This window comes from Stenotrophomonas humi, from assembly GCF_001431415.1.
Taxonomy (GTDB): domain Bacteria; phylum Pseudomonadota; class Gammaproteobacteria; order Xanthomonadales; family Xanthomonadaceae; genus Stenotrophomonas; species Stenotrophomonas humi.
Map to the genome: position 1 here is coordinate 58,247 of NZ_LDJI01000013.1, position 15,396 is coordinate 73,642.

General features: G+C 63.7%; 13 protein-coding genes and 2 pseudogenes. 7 read left to right on the forward strand and 8 right to left on the reverse strand.

Annotated elements, in window-relative coordinates:
• Positions 1-22 precede the first annotated feature (22 nt).
• Positions 23-1,834: a tetratricopeptide repeat-containing sulfotransferase family protein gene (locus ABB26_RS07490; RefSeq protein WP_161809019.1), complete on the forward strand. Its 1,812-nt coding sequence runs from the start codon at positions 23-25 to the stop codon at positions 1,832-1,834.
• On the opposite strand, the gene ABB26_RS07495 is transcribed toward ABB26_RS07490, so the two are convergent.
• From ABB26_RS07495 to ABB26_RS07505, 3 genes are all read right to left on the reverse strand, one after another.
• A complete protein-coding gene (locus ABB26_RS07495) occupies positions 1,819-2,502 on the reverse strand; it encodes a 2OG-Fe(II) oxygenase (protein WP_083490725.1) in 684 nt (227 codons plus the stop codon). The two genes, ABB26_RS07490 and ABB26_RS07495, sit on opposite strands and share 16 nt — an antisense overlap.
• The gene (locus ABB26_RS07500) at positions 2,456-5,341 is read right to left on the reverse strand and encodes a TonB-dependent receptor plug domain-containing protein (protein WP_057633065.1); all 2,886 of its coding nucleotides are present in this window, start codon (positions 5,339-5,341) and stop codon (positions 2,456-2,458) included. The genes ABB26_RS07495 and ABB26_RS07500 overlap by 47 nt, the downstream gene beginning before the upstream one ends.
• Before the next feature lie 316 nt (positions 5,342-5,657).
• Positions 5,658-6,080, reverse strand: a complete 423-nt coding sequence (locus ABB26_RS07505) for a hypothetical protein (protein ID WP_057633066.1) — start codon at positions 6,078-6,080, stop codon at positions 5,658-5,660.
• 108 nt (positions 6,081-6,188) lie between these two features.
• Here ABB26_RS07505 and sufT point away from each other — a divergent pair, with 108 nt between their 5' ends.
• The 4 genes and pseudogenes from sufT to ABB26_RS19420 form a co-directional block, all read left to right on the forward strand.
• Positions 6,189-6,740, forward strand: a complete 552-nt coding sequence (gene sufT, locus ABB26_RS07510; protein WP_057633067.1) for a putative Fe-S cluster assembly protein SufT — start codon at positions 6,189-6,191, stop codon at positions 6,738-6,740.
• Positions 6,741-6,865: 125 nt separating this feature from the next.
• On the forward strand, positions 6,866-7,966 hold the full coding sequence (locus tag ABB26_RS07515) for a branched-chain amino acid aminotransferase (RefSeq protein WP_057633068.1): 1,101 nt from the start codon (positions 6,866-6,868) through the stop codon (positions 7,964-7,966).
• A 312-nt stretch (positions 7,967-8,278) separates the two neighbouring features.
• Positions 8,279-10,012: pseudogene (locus tag ABB26_RS07520) on the forward strand (S8 family peptidase); the annotation flags it as partial.
• A gap of 141 nt (positions 10,013-10,153) precedes the next feature.
• Positions 10,154-10,375: pseudogene (locus ABB26_RS19420) on the forward strand (proprotein convertase P-domain-containing protein); the annotation flags it as partial.
• Between the two features lie 72 nt (positions 10,376-10,447).
• Here the strand turns inward: ABB26_RS19420 and ybaK are convergent.
• The 4 genes from ybaK to wrbA form a co-directional block, all read right to left on the reverse strand.
• Entirely contained in the window at positions 10,448-10,924 is a 477-nt protein-coding gene (ybaK, locus tag ABB26_RS07525) for a Cys-tRNA(Pro) deacylase (RefSeq protein WP_057633070.1), read from the reverse strand.
• A 1-nt stretch (position 10,925) separates the two neighbouring features.
• On the reverse strand, positions 10,926-11,411 hold the full coding sequence (locus tag ABB26_RS07530; RefSeq protein WP_057633190.1) for an asparaginase domain-containing protein: 486 nt from the start codon (positions 11,409-11,411) through the stop codon (positions 10,926-10,928).
• 171 nt (positions 11,412-11,582) lie between these two features.
• Positions 11,583-11,927, reverse strand: a complete 345-nt coding sequence (locus tag ABB26_RS07535) for a DUF2069 domain-containing protein (protein WP_057633071.1) — start codon at positions 11,925-11,927, stop codon at positions 11,583-11,585.
• The gene (gene wrbA / locus ABB26_RS07540) at positions 11,924-12,517 is read right to left on the reverse strand and encodes an NAD(P)H:quinone oxidoreductase (protein WP_057633191.1); all 594 of its coding nucleotides are present in this window, start codon (positions 12,515-12,517) and stop codon (positions 11,924-11,926) included. The genes ABB26_RS07535 and wrbA overlap by 4 nt, the downstream gene beginning before the upstream one ends.
• Positions 12,518-12,594: 77 nt before the next feature.
• Here wrbA and ABB26_RS07545 point away from each other — a divergent pair, with 77 nt between their 5' ends.
• Together ABB26_RS07545 and ABB26_RS07550 are read left to right on the forward strand one after the other, a co-directional pair.
• Positions 12,595-13,869: a YihY family inner membrane protein gene (locus tag ABB26_RS07545; RefSeq protein ID WP_057633072.1), complete on the forward strand. Its 1,275-nt coding sequence runs from the start codon at positions 12,595-12,597 to the stop codon at positions 13,867-13,869.
• Positions 13,866-14,438 carry a TlpA family protein disulfide reductase gene (locus ABB26_RS07550; protein ID WP_057633073.1) on the forward strand — a complete coding sequence of 191 codons (573 nt, stop codon included), beginning with the start codon at positions 13,866-13,868 and terminating at the stop codon, positions 14,436-14,438. Before ABB26_RS07545 ends, ABB26_RS07550 begins: the two co-directional genes overlap by 4 nt.
• A 161-nt stretch (positions 14,439-14,599) precedes the next feature.
• Here the strand turns inward: ABB26_RS07550 and ppk2 are convergent, their stop codons facing one another.
• Positions 14,600-15,391, reverse strand: a complete 792-nt coding sequence (ppk2, locus tag ABB26_RS07555) for a polyphosphate kinase 2 (RefSeq protein WP_057633074.1) — start codon at positions 15,389-15,391, stop codon at positions 14,600-14,602.
• Between the last annotated feature and the right edge of the window lie 5 nt (positions 15,392-15,396).

The window sequence follows — 15,396 nt, forward strand, 5'->3', positions numbered from 1 at the left end:
CCGTAACTGAAGAGGCGTGACAGTGACCCGGATTCAACTTGATCAGGCGCTTGAGCTGCTCCAGCAAGGACAGGCCCGGGAAGCGGAAGTGCTGATGCGACGTGTAATAGACGTTACGCCTGATGCAGCTGTCGCGATGCAATTGCTGGCATTGGCCCTGGCACACCAAGGCAAGACGGAAGCGGCCCGCGCATTGTTCGAGGAAGCGGCGCAGCGGCAGCCACGCGTTCCGGAAACCTGGATCAATCTGGGCAATGCCTGCCTGGAGTGTGGTGACCATGCTGGCGCCGACCGCGCCTTCGAGCATGCACGTAGTCTGGTGGGTGATGATGTCGCCGTGCTGTTGGGACAGGGACTTGCCTGGCTCGGGCTGCGGCGTTTTGTCGATGCGCACCGTGTGCTGGCGAAGGCGTTCGCATGCGAGCCGGACGCGGCGGACGTACGTCTGGCATACGCACAGTCGTTGATGGAGCTGGAGCGGTTCGATGATCTGGCGCTGTGCCTTGCGGACATCGATGCGGATACGCTGGATATCGACCAGCAACGCGCATTGGCCTGGCTGTGGGCACAGGCAGGCGACGATGAACATGCGCTCGCGCTCTATCAACAGCTGCTGGCAACGACGCCGGCGGACAGCGAATCGCGCGTTCGCCTTGCCTTGTTGCTTGAGCGGCTCAATCGCATCGATGAGGCCGCGAGCGTGCTGAACATGGTCGCCGCCGATAGCGGCGGGATGTGGGCGTTGGCCTCGGCGCGGGTGCTGCGCCGGCAAGGGCAGTTGAGCGAGGCGATGGAGCGCCTGCTGCCGGCCTTGTCGCAGCCCCTGCCATTGGCGATGCAGGCGCAGCTGCGCTTCGAGCAGGCCAAGTGCCACGACGCGGCGGGGGCAACCGATGAGGCCATGACGGCATTGGCGCTCGCGCATGACGCGTCAGCCCAGGCATTCCTGGAGCGCATGCCAGACACCGAACTGCCCGCCGTTCTGGGCTGGTTGCAGCAGCGTCTGCAGCACCGTGCCCCCGAGGCATGGAATGCGCCGGTGGAAGACATGCAGCCAGAGGACCCGGTTTTTCTGGTCGGCTTTCCGCGCTCCGGCACGACACTGCTGGAACGCATGCTCGACGCTCATCCGCAGTTGGATGTGCTGGATGAACGGCCGGCGCTCGAAGTCGCGATCGAATACCTGCGCGGCCGACCCGGTTGGCGCGACACTGACCTGGATCAATCGCTGGCGTTGCTGACGTCAGCCCAGATCACGCATGCCCGGGATATCTATTGGCAGCAAGTGCGCCGCTACGTGCACCCGAGCGGTCGCCTGATCGACAAGTACCCGTTGACGATGACGCGGCTCCCCTACGTGGCGCGCTTGTTTCCGCGGGCGCAATGGCTGCTGCTGTTGCGTCATCCCTGCGACTGTGTGCTGAGCTGCCACATGCAGGCGTTCGGCATGAATGGTGGCGCACTCGCATTTGCCTCACTGGAAGCCACCGCCAACACCTACGCCACAGTGATGGCCTGGTGGGACGCGCAGCGGCAGCGGGCGCCGGCGCGGGTGCATGTACTGCGCTACGAGGATCTGGTGCGGGCACCGGAAGCGGAGCTGGAAGCCTTGATGGGGTTCCTGTCGCTGTCGATGGAGCCGGTACAGCTGGCATCCCATCATGCGTCGGCGGCACGTACGCGACGCATCAATACACCCAGCTACGCGCAGGTGATCCAGCCGATCAATGCCAACGCGGTTGATCGCTGGAAGCGCTATCGGGCGTACTTCACCGACGCCACCCTGGCCGCACTGACTCCATGGCTGCAGCGCTATGGCTACGGAGTGGAGTGACGCTGAGGGAAGCGCAGGTATGTGGACAGGATGTATTTGTCCTGATGCGGCGATGCCTGCCCCTGGTGGGCATACATCCAGTAGGGGGGGAACATCAGCAGCCGTCCTGCGCGTGGTGCTACTCCGGTATGCAGCCCCGGGAACCAGGTCTGGCCGCCTTCCTCCACATCATTCAAGTACCAGAGAAACACCAGGTAGCGATCACAGACGTCATTGATCGAGTCGAAGTGCGTCTGGAATTTTTCCTCGTCGCCGGCGCGGTAGCGTTTGAGGATCAATGGACTCAACAGCGGGCTGTCAGGTACTGCGATGGGCAGACCGACATCGGCGTTGTAGCGCTGCAGCGACTGGCTGATCAGCTGCCGGAAGAATGCCAGGAAGCCAGCGTCGGAAAGCTTGCTGACATCCAGCTCGGTCCAGGCGCTGTCGTCCAGCCCTGCGCGGATGCCGCGTCCGTTGCGTTGCTGGAATCGTGCGAGCGTGGTGAAGGATTCAATCAGCTTGCTGCACAGGTCCGCCGGCAGGCTGTTGTCGTAAGTGCGGATGTAGTGGCGCAGGTGGCTGCCCTGAACATCCGCCGCGGCAGGTGCCGCGGCGGATGCCGGTGGTGCTGACTCAGGGTCAGAAGCGGGCAGTCCAGCGCATCCAGTAGAAACGGCCGATTGCATCGTAGGTCCGCATGTCCGTCGAGGCGTTGAAGCCAGAATAGATCAACGGCGGCTGGCGGTCAGTAAGGTTGCGCACGCCGATCTGGATGGAGCTGTTCTTCAGATCCTCGAAGCGGTAACCGATCTGGAAGTCGGTCTGGGTGAAGGACGGTACCCGGCGCTTGGCCACATAGCCGGGGTCGGTGACGTCAGCCACGTCCGGTGCTTCGTACACATGGTGCACGTAGCGCGTGGTCAGGCTGGCGCTGAGGTTGCCACGTGACCAGCTCAGGTCATTGAGCGCACGCCAACGGGCCATGTTGCCGAAGCCGGAGGAGGCATTGTCGACGAAGGTGCCGGCCAGTCCGGTGCTCTCCGGTATGCCGGGGAACGCGCCGACGTTGCTGCTGGGGTCGCCGGCCAGCAACTGCACGTCGTACTTGGCCAGGTAGGTGGTGTCCAGGTTCCAGCTGAACTTGCCCCACGCGCTTTCCGGGAACATATAGCGGAAGCCCAGGTCCATGCCGGAGGTTTCCAACGTGCCGAAGTTGCCGGTGATGTTGGTCATCTGTGCCACATCGCCCGCGTCATCACGAACAAACGTGTCGCAGAAGCGACCGAAGTTGAAGCACTGGTTGAGCAGCACGTTTTCCGGCAGGTTGGTGATGAACTTCTCCAGCTTCACCCGCCAGTAGTCTGCGGTGACGCTGAAGCCTTCCAACCAACTTGGGCTGTAGACGAAGCCATAGGTGAGCACATCACCTTCTTCCGGCACCAGTGCGGAATTGGCGACCTGGAACGATGTCACCTGGTTGTTGCTCTGGCGGAACGATCCGTCGGTCGGTACGCCTGCGCAGGCGGTGGGATTCCCGCCGGTGTAACCATTGCAGGGGTCGGTGTAGGTACTGGCACTGGGTACAGTGGGTGAGTACAGGTCGCCGATGGTCGGGGCCCGGAAAACGTCCGCGTAGGTTGCACGTACCAGCAGGTCGGCGAACGGCTTCCACTCCACGCCGATCTTGGAGTTGGTGGTGCCGCCGAAGTTCGAGTAATCCGAATAGCGTGTGCCCAGCGAAACGTTGAGCTTTTCGGCGAACGGCATGTCGGCCAACAACGGAATCAAGGCCTCGGCATAGATTTCGTTGACGTCGAACTTGCCGGAGATATCGCCGAACGTACAGGCTTCCTGGGTGATAAGGCAGACCGTTTCTCCCGGCGGGATGATGGTCAGGAAGTCGCTGCTGGAGCTGGCCGATTCCACGCGACGTTCGACGCCGACGGCCAGCGATACCGCGCCGGCCGGCATGCTGAACAAGTCGCCAGTGACGTTGGCATTGAAGACCTTCAGGTCATTCTCGTTGCTGCTGTGAATGGTGGGGTTGATCAGTTCCAGCGCGGCCAGCTGGGCCTGTCCAGCCGGCGTACTTGCATCCGGCGGCGGACCGAGGAAGTTGACCGGCAAGCAGCCGGCGATGGCGGTGGCGGCATTGCCCGGCGTGCGCACACAGATGGGATTGCCGGTGGCCGGGTCGATCATCGACGGGCCAAGGGCATCGGTCAGGCCCGGGCTGTAAAGATAGCCGCGTACCGCGGAAGACTGCGGTGTACGACCGTAGCCGTAGGAGGCATCCCAACTCCAGCTGCTGTCGCCGAACACACCGCGCAGGCCGCCGGTGATCTGGTAAGTCTCGGTCTCGAAGCGGGTGGTGCGGGTCGGGATGAAATTACGCAGGCGCAGACGTGCATCGGTGATGTCCACGCCGAACGGGTTGTAGATGCTGTCCTTGCTGATCGGTACGTTGTCCACAGCGGCACGGCCATCGAACGGCAGTGGCGCGATGAAGAACGAGGACTCGGTACGCAGCCACGAACCGAGCATGAAGGCTTCGATGTTGTCTGTGAGCTGGTAGTTGCCGCTCAGGAACAGCGCGGTGCGTTCCTGCGGAGTGAGGTTGAGGTTGCCGTCGGCCTGGAAGTTGTAGACGTCAGTGTTTGCGTTGAAGCAACGGAAATCCGATTGCGAGCTGCCAGGTCGGCCATCGATACGGGTCAACGTCACGTTTGCCCCGGTACCGCAGTTGGGGTCGGTCAGGTCCACGCCAGTGGCCGAGGCACGCGGCACCACGTAGCGACCGGTCAGGATGCGGCTGGTGCCACCAATACCGTGCTCACCGGCATACAGCTGGTAGGGCTGGCTGGAATAGGTGCGGTCGGCGGCGCTGACCGAATCCTCCTTGTCGTAGCTGGCACCCAGCATCATTCGGCCGCGGTCACCGACCATGCCGAAGGTGGCATCGAAGCGTTGGGTGTCGGCATCGCCGCGCGAGGAAATGCCATAGAAGGCGCTGGCTTCGAGTCCTTCGAAGTCCTTGCGCAGGATGAAGTTGACCACGCCGCCGATGGCGTCGGAGCCGTAGATGGCCGATGCGCCGTCCTTCAGCACCTCGACGCGCTCAATCAGTGCCATCGGGATGGAGTTCACGTCCACTGCGCCGTTGGCGTTGGAGATAGTGCCGATCCAGCGCTTGCCATCCACCAGCACCAGCGAACGGTTCACACCCAGGCCGCGCAGGTCGACCGTGGCCGCGCCTGCGCCGCCGCCGTTGTTGACCTGGGGATTGGTGGCCGCACCGGCGATGGCCGGGGTGCGTTGCAGGAATTCGCCGACCGTGGCTGCACCGGAGCTTTCAATGTTCTGACGGTCGATGGTGAAAACGGGGCTGGAGGTCTCCAGATCGGCGCGCTTGATGCGCGAACCAGTGACCTGAATGCGGTCCAGGTTGGTGGCCTCTTCCTTGGGAGGGGTGTCCTGAGCGAGGACGCTGCCGGCCGCTCCCAGCGCCAGGGCGGCGGTGGACATGGGCAACAGGGCACGACGAATTGCGTGACTCAGAGGCTGGATACTCACATTTGACTCCGCAGTGTTGGTGCAGGGGAGTCAAGAAATTACGAATATTTAACTCTATTGGATGTGCCACTCCAGCACAGAAAAATGTGCCGAAAATGACATTTGGTTACACATGGGTGCAATTTTGTGTAACCAAAATTACTCTGACTGATTGGAGCGGCAATGAACAGCGGTGGGGTTCAGTCAGCACACGCCACATCCACGGTGCTCGCAGCGAGCAAAAGCGCAACGCATTCCGGCCTACCCAACTGCGATCAAGCCCACGCGCTCAGCGCGCCGAACGCCAGGCCACCAACAGGGCGATGACCAGCCAGATGCCTTCGGCCAGGCCGTTGGCCAGGGACAGCAACGTCCAGGCCAGATGTGGCCCCATACGAAACGCTGATTCCCATGGAGTGAGTCCCATCGGGCCACCGATATAGGCGGCAGCGATCGCCCAATTGGCGGCAATGGCGATCAGCAGTGTTGCCGCGATGGCGATGGCGACCCGTGCCGGGCCGGCGCGGAATGTGCCAAGACGCAGCATCCATGCGGCTTCCAGTGCGGCCAATACCGCCATCCAGCCGGCTTGGGTGCCGGTGGCGAGCGCGGCGAGCAGCCACGCGACGGTGATGGTGATACTCCCCAGCAGCAACAGTAGTGGCCAAAGCCAGTGATGAGTGGCGCGCGCCGACGAGGAAACAGAGGACATGGGTATTCCCAAACAGGTCACGCAGCATAGCCCTTCAGCGGGGAAGGCGCCCAGTCGGATAAAATGACGCACCTTGCGGGAAGCCCCCGCGTCCCCATATCGATCCACATGTATTCGCGTAGCAGTGAACCCGTCCATTTTGAGCGTGATTGCCCGGCCGTGATGGTGCCGCAGGGCGATAGCGTGACCCTGCCCGCTGGCAGCTATGGCTACATCACCCAGGCACTGGGCGGCAGCTATACCGTGTTCGTCGAAGGCAATCTGTTCCGTATCGCCGGCAAGGATGGTGATGCCATCGGCAAGGAACCGCCGCCGGGGCTGGAACTGGCTGAAGGTGCAGCCGACGAAGATGTCGAGAAGCTGGTCTGGCAGCAGCTGCGGACCTGTTTCGATCCCGAGATTCCGTTCAACATCGTTGACCTGGGGCTGATCTACGAAGTGGACATCAAGCATCTGGAGGACGGCCAGCGCGAGGTCGACGTCAAGATGACCTTGACCGCACCCGGCTGCGGCATGGGTGAGATCCTGGTCGACGACGTACGCAGCAAACTGGAAATGATTCCGACGGTGGCCCAGGCCGACGTCGACCTGGTGTTCGATCCGCCGTGGGGGCGTCACATGATGTCCGAGGCGGCGCGCCTGGAAACTGGCATGCTGTAAGGGTTGGCTCGCTCCTGCAGTACCGGTATCGACTGGAAAACTGCAGGACGCCGAGGCTGACCTGCAATCAACCGGTGGCCGTATCGACACCGGTGCCCATCCCGCAATCTGGAAGGAATTACCCGGTGTCCCAGTCTTCCCTGAGCTTCGATGTCACCCGTTCGGCCAACCCGCGCAGCGCCGATGAGCGCGCCAAGATTCTGGAGAAGCCCGGCTTCGGCCTGTACTTCACCGACCACATGGTGGCCGTGCGTTGGGACAAGGACACCGGCTGGCACGATGCGGCGGTAACCCCGTATGGCCCCATCGCATTGGACCCGGCGGCTGCCGTGCTGCATTACGGCCAGGAAATCTTCGAGGGCATCAAGGCGTACCGCCACGCCGACGGTTCGATCTGGACCTTCCGCCCGGAAGCCAACGGCGCGCGCCTGCAGCGTTCGGCCCGCCGCCTGGCGCTGCCGGAACTGCCGGTGGACATCTTCGTTGAATCACTCAAGCAGATCACTGCCGTCGACAAGGACTGGGTGTCCGATGCCGACGAAGCCAGCCTTTACTTCCGTCCGTTCATGATCGGCGACGAAGCTTTCCTCGGCGTGCGTGGCGCGCACAAGGCCAGCTTCTACGTGATCGCCAGCCCGGCCGGCCCGTACTTCGCCAAGGGCGTGGCACCGGTCGCCATCTGGTTGTCCACCGACTACGCGCGTGCGGCCAAGGGCGGTACTGGCGCGGCCAAGTGCGGTGGCAACTACGCCGCATCGCTGCTGCCGCAGCAGCAGGCACAGGCACAGGGGTGCTCGCAGGTGCTGTTCCTCGACCCGGTCGAGGGCAAGTATCTGGAAGAGCTGGGCGGCATGAACGTGTTCCTGGTCTACGGCAAGACCAACACGCTGGTCACCCCGGCGCTGTCGGGCAGCATCCTGGAAGGCATCACCCGTGAGTCGCTCCTGCAGCTGGCGCGCGACCGCGGCATGACCGTGGAGGAGCGCAAGGTGACCATCGACGAGTGGAAGCAGGGCGTGAGCTCCGGCGAGATCACCGAAGTGTTCGCCTGCGGCACCGCTGCGGTCATCACCCCGATCGGCCAGCTCAAGGGCGAAGGTTTCTCGGTGGGCGACCTGAGCGCGCCGGCCGGTGAAGTGACCATGTCGCTGCGCAAGGAACTGACCGACATCCAGTACGGCCGCCAGCCGGATCGTCATGGTTGGTTGGTACGCCTGGACGGCTGAGTCGGAACAGGCAGCAAAGGTTTCCAAGCCCATCCAGGCGGCATGCCTGGATGGGCTTTTTTATGCCCGACGATCCGTGACGCAAATCGCATTTATGTTTTGAAACAGGCACTTATGGGGATTTTGCATGAGTGAAAGTTTCCTTTGAAACGCTCTTGGCAGGGGTTTATCCGGCATTTACTCTCCGACCACGGATCGGTGACAGGGGACTGGTCCGGGTAGTTCTACCCGGGCAACAGCGTTATCGATACTTGAAAGCCCGGGCTGGACTGACGCCGCGTTCGCGGCATCCCAATGCAGAAGGGCTCAACAATGTCACGCAAATCGCACCGTAGGCTTGGCCGTAGGTTCGTGGTGGTGGTTGGCACTGCTTCGCTGTCTTCACTGCTCCTGTGTGTGCCGGCCTTTGCCGGCGAGGTGTATCTGGCCGGACTGGAATCCGCGCCCACGCACCAGCGCTTCATCGTCAAGTACCGGCAGGACAGCCGTCAGCTGGCGGGTGAAACCGCGCTGAAGCAGAGCCTGTCCGCCGCATCGCGGGTGCTGCCTGCGCGTGCCGGCAAAGCGCTCAATGTGCAGCGACTACGGCGCCTGGCCGTCGGCCCGGATGTAGTGAGCGTGGATGCCGCCCTGGATCGCGTCGAAGCCGAGACGTTGATGCGCAAGCTGGCGGCGGATCCGAATGTTGAGTACGTCGAAGTCGATCGGCTGAACACCATCAACCTGACCCCCAATGACACCCGCTACAGCGAGCAGTGGGGGTACTCGGGGACGTACGGCATCAAGGCCAACCAGGCATGGGATGTGACCAACGGTGCCGGGTCGGTGGTTGCGGTGCTGGACACTGGCATCACCAACCACAGTGATCTGAACGCCAACATCCTCCCCGGCTATGACTTCATTGCTGACACCACGGTGTCCAACGATGGCAATGGTCGTGACAACGACCCCAGCGATCCGGGTGACTGGGTGACGGCCAACCAGTGCGGTGGCATACATGCCGCGCAGGGGTCGAGCTGGCATGGCACCCACGTGGCGGGCACCATCGCAGCGGTGACCAACAACGCCAAGGGCGTTGCAGGCGTGGCCTATGGTGCCAAGATCGTGCCGGTACGCGTGCTGGGTACCTGCGGTGGTTATGACTCGGATATCGCCGACGCCATTGTCTGGGCGTCAGGCGGCACCGTGTCGGGTGTGCCTGCCAATGCCAATCCGGCTGAAGTGATCAACCTGAGTCTTGGTGGCTCCGGTGCCTGCGGCGCGACCACGCAGAGCGCGATCAACGGGGCGGTCAGTCGCGGGACTACCTTGGTCATCGCCGCCGGCAATGACAACACCAATGTCTCCAATGCCTCGCCGGCCAACTGCAGCAACGTGATCGCGGTGGCATCCACCACCAGTACGGGCGCGCGCTCGAGCTTCTCCAACTACGGTGCGTTGATTGATATCGCCGCCCCGGGCTCAAGCATCCTGTCCACGCTCAATACCGGCAGCACCACGCCGGGCACGGAGACCTACGCGTCCTACAACGGGACCTCGATGGCGACGCCACATGTTGCCGGCGTCGTGGCGTTGATCCAGGCGCAGGCGACGACCCCCAAAACGCCGGCCCAGGTGGAGGCGTTGATCAAGGCCAATGTGACGGCGTTCCCCGCCACGCCCTCGCAGAGCATCGGCCCAGGCATCCTCAATGCGAAGGCGGTGGTTGATGCGGTCAATGGCGGCACGCCACCGGGCCCGGGCGGTGATCTGAACAATGGCGTGCCGGTGACCGGATTGTCCGGTGCGGCGGGCAGCACGCAGTTCTTCACCGTGCAGGTGCCCGCTGGGGCTGCCAATCTGGTCATCGCCAGTTCCGGTGGTAGCGGTGATGCCGATCTGTATGTGCGTGCCGGCAGCCAGCCCACGACCTCCACTTACGATTGCCGGCCCTACAAGAGTGGCAACGCGGAGAGCTGCAGCTTCGCAACGCCGGTGGCCGGCACGTACCACGTGATGTTGTCGGCCTACTCGGCGTTTTCCGGCGTGAGCCTGCAGGCCAGTTGGGGGACCGGTGGCGGTGGTGGTTCGCAGACGTACAGCAATGCCACCGGGGTGAACATCGTGGACAACGCGACGGTTGAAAGTGCCATCGCTGTGTCCGGGCGCAGCGGCAATGCGCCGGCATCCACGCCGGTAGCGGTGGATATCAGCCACACCTGGAAGGGTGATCTGAAGGTGGACCTGGTTGCGCCTGATGGCAGCGTGTACGTGCTGAGCAACTATGCCGGCGGCAGCGCTGACAACATCAAGCAGACCTTCAACGTGAACCTGTCCAGCGAGGCGCTCAACGGCACCTGGAAATTGCGGGTCAACGACAAGGCAAGTGGTGATACCGGTCGTATCAACAGCTGGTCGGTTACGTTCTGATGCGGTAGTGGTGACAGCGGCGCCGTTGCGGTGCCGCTGTCGTTTCGGCGGCGTTCGATCCCCGGGCGGGCATCAACCCTCGCGGATGTCCGCACACCGTGCCTGCAGGAAGCGCAGCGCATCGACCGGCGCGATCTCCAGCAGCAGGCCGCGTTGGCCGGCATTGATGTACACCGACGCGTGCTGCCGCACCTCATCGGCAAACACGACGGTGGCCGGGCGCTGCTGTGCGAACGGACTGATGCCGCCCACCTTGTAGCCGCTGCGTCGCTCGGCTTCGGCCACTTCCATCATCTGTGCATGCTTGCCGCCGCAACTGGCGGCAAGTTTCTTCAGCGACAGGCGCTGGTCACTGGGGATCACCGCGACTACCGGCTGCTTGTCCACCCACGCCATCAGTGTCTTGAACATCCTCTCCGGCGCGATGCCCAACGCCTGCGCCGCAGCCAGGCCTTTACTGTCGACGTCGGCCGAATAGTCATAGGCGTGCAGCCCGTGGGCGATCCCGGCCTTGTCCAGAGCGGCATTGGCGCGGGTGCCCTTGGCCAACTCAGACGGCCTCGAAGCGATTGGCGTCCACGTTCTTGCGCACGTGGGTGGGGTCCCAGATGCGGCCGTTCATGGCGATGAAAACGCCTGGCGGCAGCGACTGCACCGCGCCGATGGCGCAACCGATGTTGAATTCCGCATCCGAGCCACGGAAGCGTGCCGGGCTGAGCGCGCCGGTCATCACGATGGTCTTGTCGGGGATGGTCTGCAGCACCTTGCCGGTGGCAACCATCGAGTCGGTGCCGTGGGTCACCAGCACGTGGCGGGTGGGCTGGGCGGCGATGGTGGCGCGGATCAGCTCGCGGTCGTCATCGCTGATATGCAGCGAATCCTTGCGCAGGATCGGAATGACGTTGAAGCGGAAGGTCACGCCCAGCTCGCGCAGGATCATGCCGATCTGCGGGTCACCGATCTGGTAATCGGATTTGTCGTCGAAGTAGATCTTGTCGATCGTGCCGCCGGTGGTGACGACCAGGAGTTCTTCCATCATTGCGATAAATCCTTGCGGTGACTGCGTGCGGCGCCGTGCCGCGATGCTGCGCATGATAAAGCCGGATGGCAGAAGTGAGTGAAAAGACGCGATAGCGCCGAGTCATGCTCGGCGGGGCCTTGCCGGGAAAGCTCCAGCCGAGCATGGCTCGGCACTACCGGCGCGGGTTTACGGGCTACGCTTCTTGGCAAACCGCGCGCGCATGCCCGGCACGCTGACCAGCGCCACGATCGACAGCGACAACACGATCTCGATCCCCGCGTACAGCAGGGCATCGCGATGCACCCAGGCGCTCATCACGCCGTGGCTGAACCAGAACAGGGCCAGCACGCCGGCCCAGAACCGGGCTGGCGCGCGCTGTAGCGCCACGCCGGCCAGCAGAAGCAGCGGTGGCGCCACGAACACCAGCAGCACCGCCGGCAGATGGCGGTCGCTACGGAACCACCACGCGTAGAGGGCAGCGAGCAACAGCAATGCGAGGCCGAGCGCGAGGTCCCGCGCGCGCGACGTCATTGCGCCAGCCGCTTGGCGATGTCGGCCACGCGACGGCCGAGCACGCGGGCCAGGTGGGCCTCGTCGTCGCTGGGCTGCGGGTCGTCCTGCGCGCCGGCCACATGACTGGCACCGTAGGGCGTGCCACCGGTGGTGGTGTGGCTGAGTGCGGGCTCGGTGAACGGGATGCCGACGATCAGGCAACCGTGGTGCAGCAGCGGGATCTGCATCGACAGCAGGGTGGATTCCTGGCCGCCGTGCATCGAGGCGGTGGATGTGAACACCGCTGCCGGCTTGCCGGCCAAGGTGCCGTTCACCCATTCGGCGCCCAAACCATCCAGGAAGTGCTTCACCGGTGCGGCCATGTTGCCGAAGCGGGTCGGGCTGCCCAGCACGATCCCGTCGCATTCGGCCAGGTCGCTGATCTCGACGTAGGGGGCGCCATCGTCGGGGACCGGGGGCGCGCTGGTCTGGGTGACAGCGGCCACCGGCGGCACCGTACGCAGGCGCGCACTCATGCCGGGGACCTCACCAATGCCGCGGGCAATCTGCCGGGCCAGCCGTGCCACCGAACCACCACGGCTGTAGTACAGCACCAGGATTTCCGCCATCACACCATCCAATCATCACGCAGGAGCCGGCAGTATCGGCGATGCGGGCCGCGCTTTGCATCGGGTACCCTTGCCGCATGGAACCACTGGACTCCCTCAATCTATGGATGGAACGCGTGCGGGACCGGGCGCGGAACATCAGCTTTGCACGCTTCCTGTGGTGCCGTTTCCTGGATGACCGCCTGTTCCAGGCGGCCGGTTCGCTGGCCTACACCACCGTGTTCGCGCTGGTGCCGCTGGCCATCGTGGTGTTTGGCGTGCTGTCGGCGTTCCCGATGTTCGACCGCTGGAGCGAGGCGCTGAGTGACTACGTGTTCTCCAATTTCGTGCCCTCGGCGGCACGTGCGGCCGAAGGCTATCTGCGCCAGTTCTCGGCCAGCGCCGGGCAGCTGACTGCCGCCGGTTTCATCGCCCTGGTGGCGTCGTTGCTGATCACCCTCAACAGCGTCGAACAGACCTTCAACCGTATCTGGCGGGTGGCCTCGGCGCGGCCAAAGCTCACCCGTTTCCTGGTCTATTGGACGGTGCTGACACTGGGCGCGCTGCTGGCCGCTGCCTCGTTGGCGGTCTCGGCCAAGGTGCTGTCGTTGCCATTGTTCGGCACCACCGAGGGCCGCTGGCTGGCCGATCTGGGCCTGCGCCTGGCACCGGTGTTGATCGAGTTCGCCTGTGTGATGCTGATCTACCGCGTGGTACCGCACCACACCGTGAAGTGGCGCCACGCGGTGCCCGGCGCGATGTTGGCGGTATTGATGCTGGAGCTGGTGAAGTGGGGCATGGGGCTGTACCTGGGCAGCTTCCAGTCCTATCAGAAGCTTTACGGCACGGTGGCCTTCGTGCCGATCCTGCTGCTATGGATCTACCTGGGCTGGGTGTCGGTGCTGTTGGGCGCCTCGCTGGCCTCGTCCATCGCGGCATTCCGTTACCAGCCGGTGGCGTTCCGCTTGCCGCAGGGCGGAGAGTTGTATGGCCTGTTGCGTCTGCTTGGGCGCTTCCGTGAGGCGCGGGAGCAGGGCAAGGGACTGGACGAAGAACAGATGCTGACGCTGGAACCCATGCTCACCGATTCACTGTTGCAGCAGCTGCTTGAGCAGATGGAGAGCATCGATCTGCTGCGTCGTGACGAGCAGGGCCAGTGGCTGTTGGCGCGTGACCTGGACCGCATCACCCTGCATGAGCTGTACGAGAGCTCACAACTGCGTATTCCCGTGGCCGAGGAGTACCTGCCTTTCCGCGACGACGACCTGGGCCAGGCAGCCTGCCGCGCGCTGGACGAACTGCGCGTACCGTTGCGCGAACTGCTTAAACGCCGTGTGGATGACATCTACACGAACACTGGAGATCCACGATGACCCACAAGCTGCTTCCCCTTGCGCTGCTGGCCCTGTTGTTGGCGGGTTGCAAGCCAGCGCAACCCGACGCTGCGCCCGAACCGGCACCCGCTGGCCCGCCGCAGACCGCTGCCCCGGCAACACCGGCCCAGCCGGGTGCCGTGCAACAGACCGCTGACATGCCGCAACTGCAGGTGCCGACCGTGGATGGAAAGTCCTACGATCTGGCCAGTCATCGCGGGCAGTGGGTGGTGGTCAACTTCTGGGCGACGTGGTGTGCGCCATGCCTGCAGGAAATGCCGGAGTTGTCGGCCCTGCATGCCATGCGCAGCAATGTGGAAGTGATCGGGCTGGCCTATGAGGACATCGAGCTGGATGAGATGCAGGCCTTCCTGAAGGAACACCCGGTCGCCTATCCCATCGCCATCATCGATACCTACAACCCGCCCAAGGACTTCGCCACCCCGCGCGGCTTGCCGATGACTTACCTGATTGCCCCGGACGGCAAGGTCGCCAAGCAGTTCCTCGGGCCGGTCAACGCGCATGAGATCGAGCAGGCGATCAGCGCCGCCGGTGGCAAGGCCGCATAAGCCGGTCGCGAAGAATAAGCCCCTCTCCCGCCCGCGGCAGAGGGGGGAGGGCGCTCTACCGTTTCGGCCCTTGTAATCCGCGTAAGCCCACGTGGCATCCGGGACGCGCGGTGGGGTATCGGATGATGCGGGCCGTGATGCAGTTCTGCGTACGAGAACGCTTACGGCACGCCGGTACTCAACGCGATCGAAGGCAGCGGCTTCACCACGCCGAATTTCTCCTTCTTCAGCTTGCCCTTGAGTGGCGGCAGTTCCACCAACGGTTCGTCGATATGCGTGTCCGGCAGGCGGTCAAGCAGATTGCGGATCAAGGTCAGCCGGCCGCGTTTCTGGTCGTTGAAATCCACCAGCGTCCACGGTGCATGGCGGCTGTGCGTGGCCTGCAGCATGGCCTCGCGCGCCCGCGTGTAATCGTCGTAGGCCAGGCGTGACTGCAAGTCCACCGGTGACAGCTTCCAGCCCTTGAGTGGATCTTCGCGGCGCTCGGCGAAGCGCTTTTCCTGCTGTTCCTGGTCCACGCACAGCCAGTACTTGAACAACAGGATGCCGTCGTCCACCAGCATCTTCTCGAACACCGGTGCCTGTTTGAGGAAGGCCTGGTACTGCGCGTCGGTGCAGTAGCCCATCACCTTTTCCACGCCGGCGCGGTTGTACCAGCTGCGGTCCATCAACACGATCTCGCCAGCGGCCGGCAGGTGCGCGGTATGCCGCTGGAAATACCACTGGGTGTCCTCGCGATCAGTCGGCTTGGGCAGCGCGACCACGCGGCATTGGCGCGGATTGAGGTGCTCGGCCAGGTCCTGGATCACACCGCCCTTGCCGGCGGTGTCACGGCCCTCAAACAGGGCCAGCACCCGCTGCCCACGTTGCTGGGCCCAGCGTGCCATGTTGGCCAGTTCCAGCTGCATGGGTTCCAGCAGCTGTTCGTATTCCTTGCGCTTGAGCTTGGCCATGGGTA